At 71.5% G+C, this 18290-nt stretch carries 13 protein-coding genes; 5 read left to right on the top strand and 8 right to left on the bottom strand.

All coding sequences use genetic code 11. The annotated features are described in order from the left end of the window. From O7629_RS07860 to O7629_RS07840, 5 genes are all read right to left on the bottom strand, one after another. Window positions 1–1281, bottom strand: coding sequence for an MFS transporter (locus O7629_RS07860; protein ID WP_278168371.1), 1281 nt, complete (start codon window positions 1279–1281; stop codon window positions 1–3). 91 nt (window positions 1282–1372) lie between these two features. Next, window positions 1373–2893, bottom strand: a complete 1521-nt coding sequence (locus tag O7629_RS07855; protein ID WP_278168370.1) for a glycoside hydrolase family 43 protein — start codon at window positions 2891–2893, stop codon at window positions 1373–1375. Between the two features lie 71 nt (window positions 2894–2964). After that, on the bottom strand, window positions 2965–4266 hold the full coding sequence (locus O7629_RS07850; protein WP_278168369.1) for an SPFH domain-containing protein: 1302 nt from the start codon (window positions 4264–4266) through the stop codon (window positions 2965–2967). Further along, window positions 4266–5840 carry an SPFH domain-containing protein gene (locus O7629_RS07845; RefSeq protein ID WP_278168368.1) on the bottom strand — a complete coding sequence of 525 codons (1575 nt, stop codon included), beginning with the start codon at window positions 5838–5840 and terminating at the stop codon, window positions 4266–4268. Before O7629_RS07845 ends, O7629_RS07850 begins: the two co-directional genes overlap by 1 nt. Before the next feature lie 166 nt (window positions 5841–6006). Further along, window positions 6007–6609, bottom strand: a complete 603-nt coding sequence (locus O7629_RS07840) for a nitroreductase family protein (protein WP_278168367.1) — start codon at window positions 6607–6609, stop codon at window positions 6007–6009. Window positions 6610–6836: 227 nt separating this feature from the next. On the opposite strand from O7629_RS07840, the gene O7629_RS07835 reads away from it, so the two are divergent. Then, window positions 6837–8333: an RICIN domain-containing protein gene (locus O7629_RS07835; protein ID WP_278168366.1), complete on the top strand. Its 1497-nt coding sequence runs from the start codon at window positions 6837–6839 to the stop codon at window positions 8331–8333. A 30-nt stretch (window positions 8334–8363) separates the two neighbouring features. Here O7629_RS07835 and O7629_RS07830 read toward each other — a convergent pair whose 3' ends face one another. Continuing rightward, window positions 8364–9758 (bottom strand): short-chain fatty acyl-CoA regulator family protein, encoded by a 1395-nt coding sequence (locus tag O7629_RS07830; RefSeq protein ID WP_278168365.1) that lies wholly within the window; start codon window positions 9756–9758, stop codon window positions 8364–8366. 192 nt (window positions 9759–9950) lie between these two features. On the opposite strand from O7629_RS07830, the gene aceA reads away from it, so the two are divergent. Next, window positions 9951–11288 (top strand): isocitrate lyase, encoded by a 1338-nt coding sequence (aceA, locus tag O7629_RS07825; protein WP_278168364.1) that lies wholly within the window; start codon window positions 9951–9953, stop codon window positions 11286–11288. After that, window positions 11285–12889, top strand: a complete 1605-nt coding sequence (aceB, locus tag O7629_RS07820) for a malate synthase A (RefSeq protein ID WP_278168363.1) — start codon at window positions 11285–11287, stop codon at window positions 12887–12889. The genes aceA and aceB overlap by 4 nt, the downstream gene beginning before the upstream one ends. Before the next feature lie 126 nt (window positions 12890–13015). Here aceB and O7629_RS07815 read toward each other — a convergent pair whose 3' ends face one another. After that, a complete protein-coding gene (locus O7629_RS07815) occupies window positions 13016–13564 on the bottom strand; it encodes a type 1 glutamine amidotransferase domain-containing protein (protein ID WP_278168362.1) in 549 nt (182 codons plus the stop codon). Window positions 13565–13892: 328 nt separating this feature from the next. On the opposite strand from O7629_RS07815, the gene O7629_RS07810 reads away from it, so the two are divergent. Then, entirely contained in the window at window positions 13893–14945 is a 1053-nt protein-coding gene (locus O7629_RS07810) for a patatin-like phospholipase family protein (protein ID WP_278168361.1), read from the top strand. Continuing rightward, window positions 14945–17506, top strand: a complete 2562-nt coding sequence (locus O7629_RS07805) for a hypothetical protein (RefSeq protein WP_278168360.1) — start codon at window positions 14945–14947, stop codon at window positions 17504–17506. The genes O7629_RS07810 and O7629_RS07805 overlap by 1 nt, the downstream gene beginning before the upstream one ends. 11 nt (window positions 17507–17517) lie before the next feature. On the opposite strand, the gene O7629_RS07800 is transcribed toward O7629_RS07805, so the two are convergent. Beyond that, the gene (locus O7629_RS07800; RefSeq protein ID WP_278168359.1) at window positions 17518–18273 is read right to left on the bottom strand and encodes a GntR family transcriptional regulator; all 756 of its coding nucleotides are present in this window, start codon (window positions 18271–18273) and stop codon (window positions 17518–17520) included. Window positions 18274–18290 lie beyond the last annotated feature (17 nt).

The raw sequence follows: 18290 nt of genomic DNA, 5'->3' as shown, positions 1-18290 counted from the left end.
TCACCCGGCCCGGCCGGCGGCGGCGGCGTACCCTCGTCCGCCGCCGCCTCGGACGGGCCGACGGAACGTGGGATGGGCCAGGACGAAGGCCGTGACCGACGCCATCACCGCAGCGCCGATCAGTACCGGCAGCGGGGCCCAGACGGCGTACAGCGCTGTGCTGGCGGTCGGCGCCAGTACGAAGGTGAGTCCGTTGGTGGCACCGATCACCCCGGCCAGCCCGCCCTGCTCGTCGCGGCGTACCGCCAACGTCGGACCGGCGACGTAGCCGGGCATCGCGATGCCGAGACCCAGCCCGATCATGGCCATCGCGGCGACCAGGAACCCGACGTAGGTGTCGGGCACCAGCAGAAGGAACCCGACCAGGCCGACAGCCCCGCCGACCCGCAGCAGCCTCGCCGGCCGCCAGCCACTGCGCGGCACGACGACGGTCTGCGCGAACGCCATCCCGACGCCGGCGGCGAGCAGCGCCGCACCGGTGATCAGGCCGGTGGCCTCCGCGTCCAGCCCGAACCGGTCCTGGACGAGGAACCCGCTGACCACCTGGACGAAACCGAGTGCGGTGAACATGCCGAACCCGGCGAGCAGGAACGGCCACACCCGGGCGTCGAACGGGCTGACCCGCACCGGCTTCTCGACGAGCTCGGTACGGCTCTCCCGACGCAGCCGCACCGCGACCACGGCCAGCCCGACCGCGAGCAGCACCGGCACCACCACCAGCGGAGCCATCAGCCCGAAACCGGCGAGCAGCCCGCCGACCAGCGCACCGGCGACCATCGCACCGCCCTGCACCGCCCCGATCCCGGCCATCCCTCTGACCCGGGCGGACTGGTCGACCGTGACGTCGGCGATGTACGCCTGCGCGGTCGGCGGCACGGCGGCGAGCGCGGCGCCGAACCCGACGCCCCGGAACGCCACGAACAGCAGGAACAGCGTGGTGCCGGTGACGACGCCCCGCATGCCGAGGTCGGCGAGCAGGGCGAACAGCGCCATCGTCAGGGTGGCCAGGGCGAACGCGGCGATCAGCACCGGCTTGCGGCCCCACGACTGGGACCGGCGGCCCCACAGTTGACTGGTGACCACCACCATCAGCGCGGAGATGCTGATGGTCACCCCGACCTGCCACTCGGCGAGGCCGATCTCGCGGGCCAACGGGGCGATGATCGGGTTCATCGACATCTGGCCGAGGAAGACCAGGAAGACCGCCCCGAGCAGCAGCGGGATCTGCGGCCGCGGGACCCCGGCCGGCCTGTCGACGGGGACCGTGCCGGGTGAGACCATCCGGCCACGCTAGCCACCGGTGATCATCGGCACCAAGGACGCCGGTCACACCTGCCGCCCCGGCTGTCACCAGCGACGATGGCGGTAGCCGTCACACCTGGCAGCCCTGGTCCGGGAGGTAGTCGAACCAGTCGAAGCGGACTGTACCGGCGGCGGCGTACATGCCGATCACCCGGCCGGTGAAGCCTCCGGCGACCTCGGTCGACAGGTAACGGCCGTCGAGCTCGGCCAGTACGGTGAACCCGCCGTCGGCGTTTTCGAAGCCGAGCCGAACCACGTCCGGCCCCTGCCGGGGATGCCAGGTCGGCGACGGGGTGACGTCGGCCCGCAGCACCACCGGCCCGGGCGGCACCGGCCGGCGCTCCAGTACCGGCCGCAGCGGGCCGATCCGGGCCGAGGCGTACACCTCGCCGCCGCCGACCTCGACCGCGTAGTGGTGGGTCTCGTCCATCCGTACCGCCAGCCCGCCCCGGCCGTCACCGGGGTCGATCAGGGCCCGTACCTGGCAGGACAGGTGCTGCTGGCGGCGGCCGACGAAGGTGACGTCGGCGGCGTCGAGCGACGGACCGCGCGCCTGCAGGGTCAGCCAGCCCGGCGGCCGGGTCGTCGACCACACGTCGTCAGGCCGGGACCGCACCGACAGCCACCGTGGGTGCAGCCGCTCCGCGTCGAAATCGTCCCGCGTCGGTGGTGGCGGCACCGGCGCCGCCGGCCAGCGCGGCGCGGGCATCCGCTCGGTGAGCGCGCCGACCACCGGCCAGTCGTCGACCCAGTCGACCGGGGCGAGAAACGTCTCCCGGCCGAGCACGTGCCAGCCGGGGGTGCCGCCGCGTGGCCGGGCGCCGAGCAGCACCAGCCACCAGGAGCCGTCCGGTGCCTGGATGAGGTCGCCGTGGCCGGTGTTCTGGATCGGCCGGTCGGTGCCGCGGTGGGTGAGGATCGGGTTGGCCGGGCACGGCTCGAACGGGCCGTCAGGTGCCGGCCCCCGGGCGATCGAGATGGCGTGGCCGCGCTCGGTGCCGCCCTCGGCGATCAGCAGGTACCAGTAGGCACCGATCCGGTACAGGTGCGGTGCCTCCGGTGCCTGGGCTCCCGGGCTGCCGGACCACAGCTGGCGGGTCGGCCCGAGCGCGGCACCGGTGCGTGGGTCGATGCGTACCTGCCCGACGCCGGCGGTCGTGCACCAGCAGTTGCCGTCGTCGTCCCAGGCCAGGTCGGGGTCGATACCGGCCACGCCGGGCAGCCGCACCGGCCCGGACCACGGCCCGGCCGGGTCGGCGGCGGTGACCAGCAGGTTGCCGCCGCCGTCCGCCACGTTCGTGGTGATCAGCCAGAACCGGCCGTCGTGGTGGCGCAGCGTGGGCGCGTACACCCCGCCGGACGACGGGGCCGACGACGGGATGGTCAGTTGGTCGGGGCGGTCCAGCACGTTGCCGATCTGGGTCCAGTTGACCAGGTCACGGCTGTGGAAGATCGGTACGCCGGGGAAGTACTCGAAGCTGGAGCAGGCGAGGTAGTAGTCGTCGCCGGCCCGGCAGACACTCGGGTCCGGGTGGAAACCGGGCAGCACCGGGTTGCTGAACCCGCCGTCGACCCATCCGTCCACTGTCATGTCGTCCTCCCCGGTCCGGTGTGCGGTGGATGCACCGTACCCGGACCGGGGTCGGACCTCGGTCGGGTCGGTCAGCCGGCGTCGTCCCCGCCCGCGGTGGCACCGCGCGCCGGCAGCGCCACGGTACGCGGCAACAGCTGCGCGGTGAGCAGGGTGGACAGTGCCGAGACGTCTCCGCCGCCGGTGCCGTCGGTGCGGACCACCACCGGCTGGGGGGCCTTGCCGGCGAGCGCGGCACCCACCTCCAGCCGGCGCAGCGCCAGCTCGTACTGCAGCACCGCCCGGTTGTCCCGGTACGCCTGGGCCAGTCGACGCTGCGCCTTGGCCTCGTTCTCGGCGGCGATCAGCCCGCTGCGGCCCCGGGTCTCGATCTCGAACCGGACCCGCTGCGCGTTGGTCTCCTGCTCCTCCAGCAGCTGCGCGACCTGCTCGCGGGCCTTGTTCAGGGCCGCCTTGACCTCGACGAACCGGGCGTCGCGCACCTTCTTGGCCCGCTCGATGTCCATCTGCAGGCTGTCGATGCGCCGTTTGCGGGTCAGCCCCCACTCCTGCTCGTACGCGGCGTGCTCCTTGGCGACCCGTTCCCGGGTGGCCAGGTGCTGCTGGTACTGGGTGGGCAGCTGCACGTCGGGGATGTTGCAGCCGGTGATCCGCACGCCGTAGCGGGACAGCTGCCGGTTGAGCAGTTCCTGCATGTCGGCGACGTCGGAGCCGCGCAGGTCGTACGCCCGTTCAGTCTGCACCTGGCGGGCCCGCTGCCGGATGGCGTCCTGTACGGCGCTGGACAGCACCAGGTCGAAGTTGCCGGCGCCGATGGTCCGGACGAACAGCACCGCGTCGGTGATCCGCAGCTTCATGAAGAACTCGATGGAGCGCAGCGGCACGTTCTCCCGGGTCGGGCAGGCCATCACCGGCGCCGAGTACGGGATCTCGGTGGCCACGTCGACGACGAAGTCGACCCGCGACCACGGATGCCACAGGTAGTGCCGGCCCGGTTCCAGGGTCCGCACGACCGCCCCGTAGCGGGTCAGCACCCCGTGGGTGCCCTGTTCGATCTCCACGATGGACGACCGCCACCACCAGAGCGCGCCGAGCAGCAGCAGCACGACGCCGGCGAGGTAGCTGGCCGTGGCGAGGGCACCGTACGCGGCGCCGATCAGCCCGTCGGCACCGTTCAGGGTGAACATCACGCCGGACAGCAGGGCGAGCAGGCCGAGCCAGAGCGGCACCATCCACCCCAGCCGCCGCCGGTGCTTGGGGATCACCACCGGTACGAGGCTGCCCGCGTCACCGCCGCGCAGCAGCTGGGCGAGTTCGCTCCACGGCGCCACCGCCTCGGAGATGACCGACCTGCCGCCGCTGAGTTTGCTCATCACCGCTGTGCCTCCGGGTCGTCGTCGGTCGGCTCCGGCGCACCGGGGGCCGGGGAAATGCCGGCGTCGGTGCCCGGCACGGTCGGCTGGTCGGCCGCACGGAGCGCGGCGATCTCCGGCTCACGTTCGGCGATCCGGGCGGCGACCTCGGCCAGCCGGGTGCGCATCGCGGCCATGTCGGTCTCGCTGAACAGGTCGGCACCCCGCTCGCCGACCAGCTCACGGGCCAGCTTCAGCAGGTCCACCCCGACCGCGCCGTCCGGGTCGGTGGAGCCGCCGATGCGCACCAGCCGGGGCAGGTGGTCGGCGACCTCCTCCAGGGTGTCCAGCACCTCCCGCTGGTAGCGGTAGTCGAGGATCTCCGGCGCCTCGGCGGCGGTGACCGCCCTGATGTCCAGGGCCTGCGCCTCCAGCAGGGCGGCGTTGGCCCGTGCCTCGGACTCGGCCAGCACGTACCGCTGGCGGGCCAGCGCCTCGGCGCGGTTGGTCTCCCGCTCCACCGCGGTGTCCATCTGCGCCTGGTACTGGGCGATCTCGGCCTGGATGCCGGACAGGGTCTCGTGCAGGGTGGCCAGCTCCTTGGTCAGGTCGCCCTCGTCCTGCTCCTTACGCAGCTGCAGCGCGTACTGGTGGGTGTAGGCGTCCTTGGCGACCCGCACCATCTCGGGCGCGGCGAGGTCCATCCGGTACTCCCGGTCGGACGGCTCGGCGTGGGTGATGTTGGCGTTGGTCAGCTCGACCGCCGGAAGGAACTGCTGGTTGAGCTGCTCCAGCAGGCGGCCGGTGTCCTCGCCGACCATGTTGTAGATGTCGGCGGCCTGCTGTTCGTAGATCAGGCTGCGGATGGTCTCGCTGACCGCGTTGCTGAGCTTCTCCTCGAAGCCACGGACCGCGCCGAGGGTGTAGACGAACTCCACCGGGTCGCTGATCCGAAACTGGATGAACAGGTCGATGGACGCCTTCACCCCGCCCTTGGTCGGGGCCTCGCGCACCGGGGCGTTGAACGGGTATTCGCGGGTGGTGTTGACGATGTACGACACCCGCTTCCACGGGTTCAGCAGGATCACCCGGCCGGGGCCGACGACCTGCTCCAGCTTGCCGAACCGGGTGATCAGCGCGGCGCAGCCGTCCGGCACCATCACCATGCCCTGGCGCCACCAGACGAAACCGACGGCGAACAGTGACAGCAACCAGTAGTGGATACCGAACAGCGGGTTGAGCAACAGGTTGCCGCCGGCGGCGGCGACGACCGCAGAGCCGAGCACGCCGAGCACCAGCAGCAGCGACACCGGCAGCATGGTGACCAGCGAACGTCCGCGCGGGATCACCATCGGGCAGATGACGTGCGCCGCCCCGCCCTCGCCGCGCCGCTGCTCACTGCGGTTGAGCACCTCGCCCGCGTCGTCGAGCGGCACCCGGCGCTGCTCCATGACGGTGTCGATGCTGCCACCGAGGTCGCGGGCCGCCGGGAAGTCGACCGGATCCATCCCGTCCTCGGCCGGCTGACCGCCGCCCGCCCCGCCAGCCCCACCGGTCACGGCACCGCCACGGCGGCGCAGCTCGGCCATGGCCATCTGGCGAGGATCGTTACCTTCGGCTATCGCATATGCGGCGTTGCGTATACCTTGTTGGACCCGTGACACGGTTCCCCTTCCGCAGATCTCGGTCGGCGCCCGGCTCGGCCAGCTCGGCGCACCGGTCCCGCGAAATGCTAGCCACCCAGGTCAACCAGGGTGACGGCTACGCCGGGTCGGGCACCGAAGCCGGGCGTACCGACAGCAGCAGGTCGGCGACGGGCAGCCGGTGCCGGGCGGCGCGCTCCCTCGTGGCGAGCGGCTCGTCGAGCTCGATTGTCGCCGCCCGGCGACCGACGGCGACGACGACCAGCGGGGTGAGCGCCGCCGTGGGCAGCAGCGCCGCGACCCGGTCGGCGTCGAAGCCGGCGAGCTGGTGCACGGCGAGCCCTTCGTGCTGGGCCTGGATCGACAGGTGCGCGACCGCCTGTCCGGTGTCGTAGGCGGCCCACGGGCGGCTCGCGCCGTTGTCGGCGACGGTCTGCGCAGCCACCACGATCAACGCGGCGGCGGCGTGCGCCCAGACCCGGTTCCCCGGGTCGAGCGCGGCGAGCAGGCTGGCGTGGGCGGCGTCGCCACGGCGGACCACGCCGAACCGCCAGGGTTGACTGTTTCCGCAGCTGGGTGCCCAGCGGGCGGCTTCCAGCAGCGCGGTCAGCTGCCGGTCGGTGAGCCGGTGCTCGGGGTCGAAGGCGCGCGGGCTCCACCGGTCGGCGAGTAGCGGGTGCAGTGGCTCGGCCGTGGTCGCGGTCTTCGGGGCGTCGGACACCAGGTGCTCCTGTCAAGGTCGAGGTCGAGGTCGAGAGTCAAGTGTCGCGAGTCAAGTGTCGGCGGTCGGCGGTCGGCGGTCGGCGGTCGGTACGACCGTACGACGATCCACAGGCGACCGGCGAACCATTGCATCGATTCATGTCGCTTTTACGCCTAGTCTGGATCGACACACGTGGTGCCGTACGTCCGCGACGCCACACCCGGCCACCCCGAAGGAGGCAGCCGATGCCTGCCGCACCCCGCCCCGGGGAACACCCCCGCCGTTGGCGGCGGCGCCTGGTCCGCACCGCCTGCGCCGCCCTGTCCGTCCCGCTCATGCTGGTCGCCGCGCTCGCGCTGGCCACCCCGCCGGCCGCCGCCGCACCGGTCACCGTCACCAATGCCACCCAGTTCACCGACACCACCGGCGCCGGCGTCCACGCCCACGGCGGCGGCATGATCAAGGTGGGCGGGTACTACTACTGGTTCGGCGAGAACCGCCACGACGACCACACCTTCCGGTACGTCTCCGTCTACCGGTCAACCGACCTGCGTACCTGGGAGTTGCGCAACCACGTGCTGCGGCAGTCCAGCAGCCCGGAGCTCGCCGTCGCCAACATCGAGCGCCCCAAGATCCTCTACAACCCGGCCACCGGCAGGTACGTGCTCTGGATGCACTGGGAGAACGGCGTCGACTACGGCCAGGCCCGGGTGGCGGTGGCCAGCTCAGACACCGTCGACGGCAACTACACGTACCTGGGCAGTTTCCGGCCGCTCGGCTACGACTCACGGGACATGACCGTGTTCCGCGACGACGACGGCACCGCGTACCTGATCTCCTCGACCCGGGTCAACGCGGACCTGAACATCTACCGGCTGACCCCCGACTACACCGGCGTCGCCGCCCTGGTGCAGACCCTGTGGCCCGGCAACTACCGCGAGGCGCCGGCCATGTTCAAACGCAACGGGGTCTACTTCCTGGTCACCTCCGGCGCCACCGGCTGGCAGCCCAACCAGGCCCGGTACGCCACCGCCGGCAGCATCACCGGCACCTGGACCGCGCCGACCGCGTTCGGCGACAGCATCACCTACGGCTCCCAGCCGGCCTACGTCCTGCCGGTGCAGGGCACCGCCACCACCTCGTACCTGTACCTCGGTGACCGCTGGGCCAGCGCCTGGGGTGGCCGGGTCAACGAGTCCCGCTACGTCTGGCTGCCGCTGACCTTTCCGTCGAACACGTCGCTGAGCATGAGCTGGCATCCGCAGGTCAGCATCGACACCGCGACCGGGCAGGTCACCGGCGTCGGCGGCGGGTACGCCTACGAGACGCTACGGGCCCGGCACAGCGGCAAGTGCCTCGACGTGCTCAACGAGTCCACCGCGGACGGCGCAGGCGTCGCCCAGTACGGCTGCCACAACGGCGGCAACCAGCACTGGCAACTACGTGACCTGGGCACCGGCTACCACCAGCTGGTGGCCCGCCACAGCGACCGCTGCCTGACCGTGTCGAACGGCTCCACCGCCGACCACACCGCCGTCGCCCAGTACGCCTGCCAGCCGGGCCGCACCGACCAGCAGTGGCAACTGGTCGACGCGGGCTCCGGCTACCAGCGGATCGTGGCCCGGCACAGCGGTAAGTGCCTCGACGTCGCCGGGTACTCCACCGCCGACAGCGCCCGGGTGATCCAGTACACCTGCGGCACTGGCGGCAACCAGCAGTGGCAGCGGGTCGGGGTCTCCTGAATCTGCGCCGTGTCCGCTGCGGGACCGGAATCAGTCCCGCAGCGGGTACGGGATGAAGGTGCTGCGGTTCTCGTCGACGTCGAGCCGCCGGCTGATCGGTGGGGCGGCCCGCTGCGGGCAGGTCATCCGTTCGCAGGTCTTGCAGCCGGGGCCGATCGGGGTGGCGGCGTCGGCGGCGTGCAGGTCCATCCCGGCCGAGTAGACCAGCCGACCGGCGTGGCGGGTCTCGCAACCGAGGCCGATCGCGTACACCTTGCCGGGTTGACCGTAGCCGCCGTGGTGGCGGATGACGGTCCGGGCGATCCACAGGTAGCGCTGGCCGTCCGGCATCGCGGCGACCTGGGTGACCACCCGGCCCGGTGAGCCGAACGCCTCGTAGACGTTCCACAGCGGGCAGGTGCCGCCGGTACGGGAGAACGGGAACCCGGTCGCCGACTGACGCTTGGACATGTTGCCGGCCCGGTCGACCCGGACGAACGAGAACGGCACCCCGCGCGAGCGGGGCCGCTGCAGGGTGCTCAACCGGTGGCAGACCGTCTCCCAGCCCATCGCGAAGTGCTCGGTGAGCAGGTCGATGTCGTAGCGGCGGGTCTCGGCGGCGGTGAGGAACCGCTCGTACGGCAGGATCAGCGCGGCGGCGAAGTAGTTCGCCAGGCCGACCCGGGTCAGGATCTGCGTCTGGATGTCGCCGAACCCTTCCTCCTCGATGATCTCGTCGATCACGTCGGCGTACTCCAGCAGGGCGATCTGCGCGGCCATCCGGATCGCCTCCTGCCCAGGTCGTAGCGAGGTGGACAGGTGCAGGGTGCGGGTCTGCGGCCGGTAGCGGTGCAGCTCGCCACCGAGGGAGTCGGCGTCGTCGCGGGAGATCCGTACGCCGTGCCGCTGCGCCAGCCGGTCCTGCAGCGCCGACCGCGCCTCGCCCCGGCGGATGCCGATCTGGTCGGCCAGCCGCTCGGCGGCCTCGTCGACCGCCGGGACGTAGTTCTGCCGCCGGTAGAAGAACTCGGTGACCTGGTCGTGCGGGCTGTGGCCGATCCGCTCCCGGTCGCCGACCAGCTCGGAAAGCTGCTCGTCGGCCTGCTGGTAGCGGCGGTGCAGGTCGAGCACGGCCTCGGCCACCTCGGGCAGCCGGGAGGCGAACTCGGCCAGGTCGCCGATGCCGGTGCGGGAGCCGAGCGCCTCGCGCAGCCCGGCGACCAGGCGCGGGGTGTCGTGCGGGGCGAAGCTGGTCGGGTCGACGCCGAAGACCTCGGTGATCCGCATCAGCACCGCGACGGTCAGTGGCCGGGAATCGTGTTCGATCTGGTTGAGATAGCTCGCTGATATGTTGAGCTGGCGGGCCAACTCGGTCTGACTGATCCCCCGGTCCTCGCGCATCCGGCGCAGTCTGGCACCGGCGAAGGTCTTGGCGATCGCCCTCACCTCCACGCTCGTCCCCGCTGCGATCCGCCAACGTTAACACGCACCCGGCCAGCATTAGCAGGGCTGCGAAGGGATGCTTTCGCAAGTTGGCAAAATGGGCCGACGACTTTTCAATAATTGGCTACTTCCGTCTCTCGACCAGTCGCCGACGTCATGTGACCGTTGGTCGCACGCCACCCGAAGGAGACGACGATGCACACCGCAGTGGAGACCGCGCGGACCGCAGTGGATCAGTTGCGACACGAATGGGACACCGACCCGCGCTGGCACGGGGTGCGGCGCAGCTACCGCCCCGCCGACGTGGTGCGGCTGCGCGGCGCCATCACCGAGGAGCACACCCTGGCCCGGCACGGTGCCCGGCGGCTGTGGCAGCTGCTGCACGGCGAGGACTACGTCCACGCCCTCGGCGCGCTCACCGGCAACCAGGCGGTGCAGATGGTCCGGGCCGGGCTGAAGGCGATCTACCTGTCCGGCTGGCAGGTGGCCGCCGACGCCAACCTCGCCGGGCACACCTACCCCGACCAGAGCCTCTACCCGGCGAACTCGGTGCCGGCGGTGGTCCGCCGGATCAACAACGCGCTGCTGCGGGCCGCGCAGATCAGCACCGCCGAGAGCGGCGCGGACGGCACCGGACCCGACAGCGCCGGGCCGGGCGGTGCGGGCGGCCCGGCGACCGACTGGCTGGCCCCGATCGTCGCCGACGCCGAGGCCGGCTTCGGCGGGGTGCTCAACGCGTACGAGCTGATGACCGCGATGATCGCCGCCGGCGCGGCCGGGGTGCACTGGGAGGACCAGTTGGCCGCCGAGAAGAAGTGCGGCCACCTCGGCGGCAAGGTGCTGATCCCGACCGGCGCGCACATCCGCACCCTCGAAGCCGCCCGGCTGGCCGCCGACGTGGCCGGCGTGCCGAGCGTGATCATCGCCCGCACCGACGCGCAGGCGGCCACCCTGCTCACCACCGACATCGACGAACGGGACCGGCCGTTCGTCACCGGCGAGCGCACCGCCGAGGGCTTCTACCGGGTGCGCAACGGCATCGAACCGTGCATCGCCCGAGGGCTGGCCTACGCGCCGCACGCCGACCTGCTGTGGATGGAGACCAGCACCCCGGACCTGGAGGTCGCCCGCCGGTACGCCGAGGCGATCAAGCGCGAGTACCCGGACCAGTTGCTGGCGTACAACTGCTCGCCGTCGTTCAACTGGCGCAAGCACCTCGACGACGCGACGATCGGTAAGTTCCAACGGGAGCTGGGCCACATGGGGTACAAGTTCCAGTTCATCACCCTGGCCGGCTTCCACGCGCTGAACTACTCGATGTTCGACCTGGCCCGCGGCTACGCCAGTGACGGGATGAGCGCGTACGTGTCGCTGCAGGAGCGCGAGTTCGCCGCCGAACCGGCCGGCTACACGGCGGTGAAACACCAGCGGGAAGTGGGTACCGGCTACTTCGACCTGATCTCGACGGTGCTCAACCCGGCCGGCGAGACCACCGCGCTGCGCGGCTCGACCGAGGAGGAACAGTTCGCGTGAGGTACGAGATTCTCGGCCCGATGGCCGACCGGTTCGACGAGGTGCTCACCGCCGAGGCGCTGGAGTTCCTGATCGCCCTGGACGGCGAGTTCGCCGCCCGGCGGGTGGCGCTGCTGGACACCCGCCGCGCCCGGCGGGCCCGGTACGCCTCCGGCCAGCTGCCCGACTTCCTGCCGGAGACCGAACACATCCGCACCGACCCGACGTGGCGGGTCGCCCCGGCCGCACCCGGGCTGCTCGACCGGCGGGTGGAGATCACCGGACCGACCGACCGGAAGATGACCGTCAACGCGCTGAACTCGGGCGCGAAGGTGTGGCTGGCCGACTTCGAGGACGCCACCAGCCCGACCTGGCGCAACGTGATCGGCGGGCAGCTGAACCTGATGGACGCCCTGGACCGGCGGATCGACTTCACCGACGAGCGCGGCAAGCGGTACGCGCTGGGCGACGACCTCGCGACGATCGTGGTCCGTCCGCGCGGCTGGCACCTGGTGGAGAAGGGCATCGTGGTGGACGGTCGGCCGATCTCGGCCAGCCTGGTCGACTTCGGGCTGTACTTCTTCCACTGCGCCCGCCGACAGCTCGACGCCGGTGCCGGGCCGTACTTCTACCTGCCGAAGCTGGAGAGCCACCGCGAGGCGCGGCTGTGGAACGAGGTGTTCGTCCTCGCCCAGCGCCGGCTCGGCCTGCCGCCGGGCACCATCCGGGCGACCACGCTGATCGAGACGATCACCGCCGCGTTCGAGATGGAGGAGATTCTGTACGAGCTGCGGGAGCACTCGGCCGGGTTGAACGCCGGCCGGTGGGACTACATCTTCAGCGTGATCAAGAACTTCGGGCAGTGGCCGGACTTCGTGCTGCCGGACCGTGCCGAGGTGACCATGACGGTGCCGTTCATGCGGGCGTACACCGAACTGCTGGTGCGGACCTGTCACCGACGCGGCGCGCACGCCATCGGCGGGATGGCGGCCTTCATCCCCAGCCGGGACCCGCAGGTCAACGAGGCCGCGCTGGGCAAGGTACGGGCGGACAAGCAGCGCGAGGCCGGCGACGGCTTCGACGGCTCCTGGGTGGCCCACCCGGGCCTGGTGCCGACCTGCCGGGAGGTCTTCGACGCGGTGCTCGGCGACCGGCCGCACCAGGTCGACCGGTTGCGTGACGAGGTCGCGGTGACCGCGACCGAGCTGCTGGCGGTGGACAAGACGCCCGGCCAGGTGACGGCGGCCGGGGTGCGGTCGAACGTCGCGGTGGCGCTGCGGTACGTCGACGCCTGGCTGGGCGGTGCCGGCGCGGTGGCGCTGTGGAACCTGATGGAGGACGCGGCGACCGCCGAGATCGCCCGCTGCCAGGTCTGGCAGTGGCTGCACCACGGCACCCCGCTGGCCGACGGCGGGTGCGTGACCGAGGAGCTGGTCCGGTCGATGCTCGCCGAGGAGCTGGCCGCGCTGGTCGACGGACGCGACGGTCCGGACCGGGACCGCGCCGAGGCGGCGGCCCGGATCGTCGAGGAGACGGCGCTCGGCGAGGACCTGCCGGCGTTCTTCACCACCGAGGCGTACGCCCGGCACCTCTCCCCCGCCATGGCGGCGGACCGCCGCTGACGTCACCCCCGCGGTCGTCGCGGGTCACCGACGCGCCGCCGGCTTCCCGGCGGCGGACCGACAGCCGGTACGGGCTCAACGACGCGCCCGTACCGGCTGCTGTCGGTAGGCGTCCACCTGCGATGGTCAGTGCCGGCCCTCGGCGATCTCCTCGACCAGCTTCGCGCAGAACGCCGGCAGGTCGTCCGGTCTGCGACTGGTGACCAGCCCGTTGTCCACCTGGCACTCGGTGTCCACCCAGGTCGCCCCGGCGTTGGTCAGGTCGGTGCGCAGGCTCGGCCAGGAGGTGAGGGTGCGGCCCTGCACCACCCCGGCCTCGATCATCGTCCACGGCGCGTGGCAGATCGCCCCGACCGGCTTGCCGGCGGTGAAGAACGACCGGACGAAGTCGACCGCGTCCGGGTCGGTACGCAGAAAGTCCGGGTTCGCCACCCCGCCGGGCAGCACCAGCGCGTCGTAGGAGTCCGGGTCCGCCTTGTCCGCGGTGACGTCCACCGGGTACGTCCGGGACTTGTCCAGGTGGTTGAAGGCCCGAATCTCGCCCGGCTGGACCGACACCAGTTCGACGGTGGCACCGGCCGCCTCGACCGCTTCGCGTGGCTGGGTGTACTCGACCTCCTCCACCCCGTCGGCGGCCAGGAAGGCGACCCGTTTGCCCTGCAGTGTCGTCGCCATCTGCGGCTCCTCTCACTCGCGTACGGTGTCCAGTCGGTTCATCTGCCCCGGGACCGCCCGCTCAAACCCGACGGGGACGGTGACGTGCGTGACGCGCGACGTGACAGTCGAGCAACAACGGCGGCGAGACCTGGACCATCAGAGTATTCTTCACGAAGGGGACGCCGAATTCGAAGATCAATTCCCGGGGGTCTCGCCTCGTGTCCGGCATCTGCGAATATTCGCGTTTGCCGAACAGATCCATCGACTGGCAACATCGACAGAGTGAGTCCATCGTCGATGGTGTCGCCCGCCGGTCCCCGCCTCGCCGAGCAGGTCGGCTGAGAGCATGGGCGGGCCGCCGGACGCCATCGCCACCCAGCCCTGGGACGCCGAACACCCGGTACTGGAGATCATCCGGGAGCGGCGCGCCTCCGGCAGCCGGCCCGGTGCCCGCGATCACGGTGACACGGCGAAGGTCGGCCTCGCCGTCGAGGGTGGCGGGATGCGGGGAGTCGTCTCCGCCTCGATGCTCGCGGCACTGGAGGACCAGGGTTTCAGCGACGCGTTCGACGCGGTGTACGGATGCTCGTCCGGCGCGGTGAACAGCGCCTATTTCCTCGCCGGCGGGACCTGGTACCCCGTCTCGATCTACTACGACGATCTGACCAGCCGCCGATTCATCGACTTCGCCCGCGGCCTCCGTGGCGGGAACGTCCTCGATCTCGACTACGCGTTCGGCGAGGTCGTGGAGATCATCAAGCCGCTCGCCTATGATCGTGTTCTGGTGGCCGATACCCCACTTCATGTGGCTATTACCGATGTCGATGCCATTCGCACCCGGTTGATATCCGACTTCACCGACCGCACCGACCTCAAAGCCGCGCTGCTGGCCTCCGCCTGGCTGCCGATCGCCGTACGGGGAACGGCGCAGTTCCGGGGCTGGCGGGCCCTCGACGGTGGCGTGGTCACCGCCCTGCCGTTCCGGCTGGCGCTGCGCGACGGATGCACCCACGTGCTCTCCCTCAGCACCCGTCCCATGCGCAGCGGAAACGGCGGGCTCGGCCTGCAGCACCGGTACACCCACCGCTACCTGGAGAAAATCAAGAAAGGGCTGGGCGCCGCCTACCTGGCGTCGGTCCGGCAACGGCTCCGCGACCAGGTCGACCTCACCGCCCGGCGCGACGTCGCGAGCCGCCTGGCGCCGTACGTCCTCGACCTCGCCCCGTTGCCGGAGGACACCGAGGTCAAACGGCACGAACTGCGCTCGCACCTGCTGATCAGCGCGGCGCGCCGGGCGTACTCCCTGATGTACTGCGCGGTCGAGGGACGACCGGTGGACCTGCTCCGGTCGGGGCGGCTGCACGCGGTGCCCCGCCTGATGGTCGTGGACCAGCGCTGATGGCCGCCCGGCCGACCCTCGACCAGTTGGTCGAGGAGCTCTCCCGACCGCCCGGCCCGGCCGGGCCGGACCTCGACCGGTTGGCGAAGCTGCTGCTGCCGGCCAGCGGTGCGACGGCCGCCGGAGAGACGGCGGGCGCACGGCGGACGACTGCGACGAACCGACCCACGGCCGACGACCTGGCCTCCTGGCGGGCGCTGCTGCGCGACGTTCCGTTCGACCGGCGGTCCTTCGACGACCGGTTCCGCCCGGGCAGCTGGACCGCGGTCCTCGACGGTCTGGCGCGGCACTGCGACCGGCTCGCCGACGGTGCCGCCGCCCTGCCGGTACCGCGTCGGCAGACGGTCGGCTTCCTGGCGCTGATGTTGATCACCCTGACCGGCCTGGCCGAGTCGAGTGACCGGCGGACCGCCACGGGGCCGGCCCGGGCGGGCACCGCCGACGGCGACGCGCCCCCGCCCGGTCACGACTGTCCCGGCGTGTGCCGGCGCCTCGTCCGACAGCGGCCGGTACGGGAGACGATCCGCGAACTGTACCGGCCAGCGGGCGGACCGCTGCCAGACCAGGACGGTCAGGACGCCGTCGCAAGCTCCGAGTGGGCCCACGGGATCGACTTCGACACCCTCGAGTTCCACGAACACGGGACCACCTCGGTGATCCTGCGCGGGTCCGGCACCCGACGGGGCGGGCTGCGTCGACCCTTCGCCCTCAAGTTGATCCTCTACCCGTACCTGCGGATCCCGCGCATCGCGAGCACGACCAGGGCGTACGCCGGGCTCTACGATCTCGCCGGTGTCCAGGCGGAACACCTGGTCGCGGTCTGGGCCAGCTCGCACAGCTGGATCCTGATGGACTTCGTCGCCGGGCGTGGGCTGCACGAGGTGTGGCGGGAGCGCACCGCGCGACGCCGTACCGCGCGACGCGCGCGGCCCGGACGGCGGGCGACTCCCGGCGACGACCAGGGCCTCGGTGAAGCCTCGGTCGACCGGTTCGTGCTCCTGGCCGACCTGCGGGACTACGGCACGGCTGCCTTCCTGGCGCTCGCAGAGCTCGACCGGTTCCTCAACGCCGACAACCACCCCGCCGAGCCGACCCGGCGGGGGCACGGCGACCTCGCCCCATCGAACATCATCGTGACCTACCGGGACGGCCGGCCCGTTTTCCGGCTGATCGACATCGGCGCGAACTACCTGTACACGTACGCCTTCGGCGCGCTCGAAGGCCCGGACGGACAGTTCGTCGCTCCCGAGGTCAAGACCGACGGGGCGGCCGGTGACAAGTCCGACGTCTACTCGCTGGGCAAGTTGCTGACCATGTTCGGTGGCGGGGAACCGGGCGATGTCGTTCCGGACGAGTTCTACGCCCACGCGCCGCTGCTGGCCCGGTTCATCGAGGATCTCATCGACACCCACCCGGACCACCGGCTGCTGCTGTTCTCTCCGGACGCCGCACCCACCGGGCAGCACGCCGCAAGCGACCAGGAACAGCGACCGGCACCGGAGATCTCCCGGTACGCCCGACTCCACGCCGCCTTCACCGCCGAACTCGACGCCGAAGCGGCCCGGACGCCGCCGACGGACGGCCACCTGGTCCGTGGCACCTGGGAGCTGTTCCAGACCCGGCTGACCCTCGGGCTGTTCCGGCCACTCGCCGGAGCCCCCGGCCAGTTGCGCCGCATCTACCGGACCCGCCGGGGTGAGCCGGGTGCCGCCAGTCGCTCGTCAGCCCTCGCAGCGGCCCGGTTGCTGGCCTGGTCCTGGCTCTCCTCGGTGGCCTGGGCGGTGACGTTCTCCATCACCCTGATCTGGATCGTCCGGCAGCTCGACTGGTCCTGGGGCAACCGGTTGGTGGAGGCGCTGCAACAGGTGGTCGGTGGCTCGGAGGACCGTTTCCCGTTCCTCGACTCGCTGCGCGCTCCCGGATACTCGATGCCGGACATCGAGGCGAACGCGCCCGCCCTGCTGGTCGGTCTGACGTATGCGATGGTGTCCGCGAAGTACTACCACAACATTTTCGCCGGCATGAATCCGCTGGCCGCCGGCTGGCGGGCCGGCGGACTCACCATCCGAGCCGCCCTCGCCCAGTTCGCCATCCGGATACAGACGGTCACCGGTGCCGCGTTGGTGCTGCCGATCGTGCTCTACGACCCTCGGCTCTGGCCGATCAACAGCGCCATCGGCCAGACCCTGTCACTGTTCACGAACAGCGCGACGCTCCTGTTCGCCCGGCGTGCCCTCACGGACGCGCGTCGACGGGGGTTGAGCACCGTGCCGTCGAGCGACGCGAAGGTCACCGGGCTCGCGTCGTTCGCGGAGTGGACGCCGACCTCGCTGTTCTACGCGGGGATCGTCTGGACGATCGGCCTCGCGGTCTACCAGGGCGCGCTGCAGGACGTGTACGTGTACGCCCTGTCCGTGGCGTCGATCAACCTCTTCCTCTTCTACATGATCAAGTGTGGGCGGGGAGCGGCCGAGGTCAGGACCGCGCTCACCCGGGCCACCGGGGCGGCCGAGCGACTGCGGTGCCTCGCCCTCGCCCGCCGCGACGACCATCGGGCTTAGCCGAGGTCGACTCAACCGGTCGCGCCCCAGCGCAGCGACAGACCGGTGACCGCCCGCTCGGTACGGATCTCCATCATGCTGCCGAGGATGGTGGCCCGGTCGACGACGACGGCGGTCGTGTCGACGGCGTAGGTGATCCGGTCACTGACGAACACGGCGCTGCCGGCCGGTTCCTTCAGCAGGGGCGCGACGACGGAGTCGAGCAGGCCGGGGTGAACCGTCTCGGTCGCCCTGGCGACCGAGACGCCGATCTCGGCGAGAGCGCCGTACAGCGACTCGGCGGTGAAGTCCCGGCCGCGAATCCGGTCGGCGTGCGGTTGGCGTACCCAGGAGACCTGGTGGATCGCGGGGCGGCCGGCGAACTCACGCAGTCGCTCCAGCCGCAGCGCGTGCTCGCCCGGCGCGATCCGCAACTGGGTCGCGGCGCGAGCCGACGCGCGCCGCACCGACCGGGCGAGCACGGTCGTGCGTACCGCGTGGCCCTGTCTGACCAGGTCGTCGGCGAAACTGTGCAGCGAGCCGAGTTCGTACGCCAGGTGCGGCGGGGCGACGAAGGTGCCCCGGCCGGGCTGTTGCACGATCAGCCCGTCGTCGCTGAGCCGGCGCAGGGCCTGGCGCAGGGTCATCAGGGTGACGCCGTAGGCCGCGCTCAGCTCGCGTTGCGGGGGCAGCGCATCGCCGGGGGTGTACTCGCCGCCCCGGATCTTCGCCGCGAGGTCGGCGGCGATGGCCTGGTACCTCGGGGCGGGTCCAGGGCTCGCGGTCACGGTCGTCTCGCTCCTGC

Source organism: Solwaraspora sp. WMMD792 (assembly GCF_029626105.1).
GTDB lineage: Bacteria > Actinomycetota > Actinomycetes > Mycobacteriales > Micromonosporaceae > Micromonospora_E.
The sequence above is the reverse complement of the archived record's forward strand: the minus strand, read 5'-3'. Positions and strand labels throughout refer to the sequence as shown.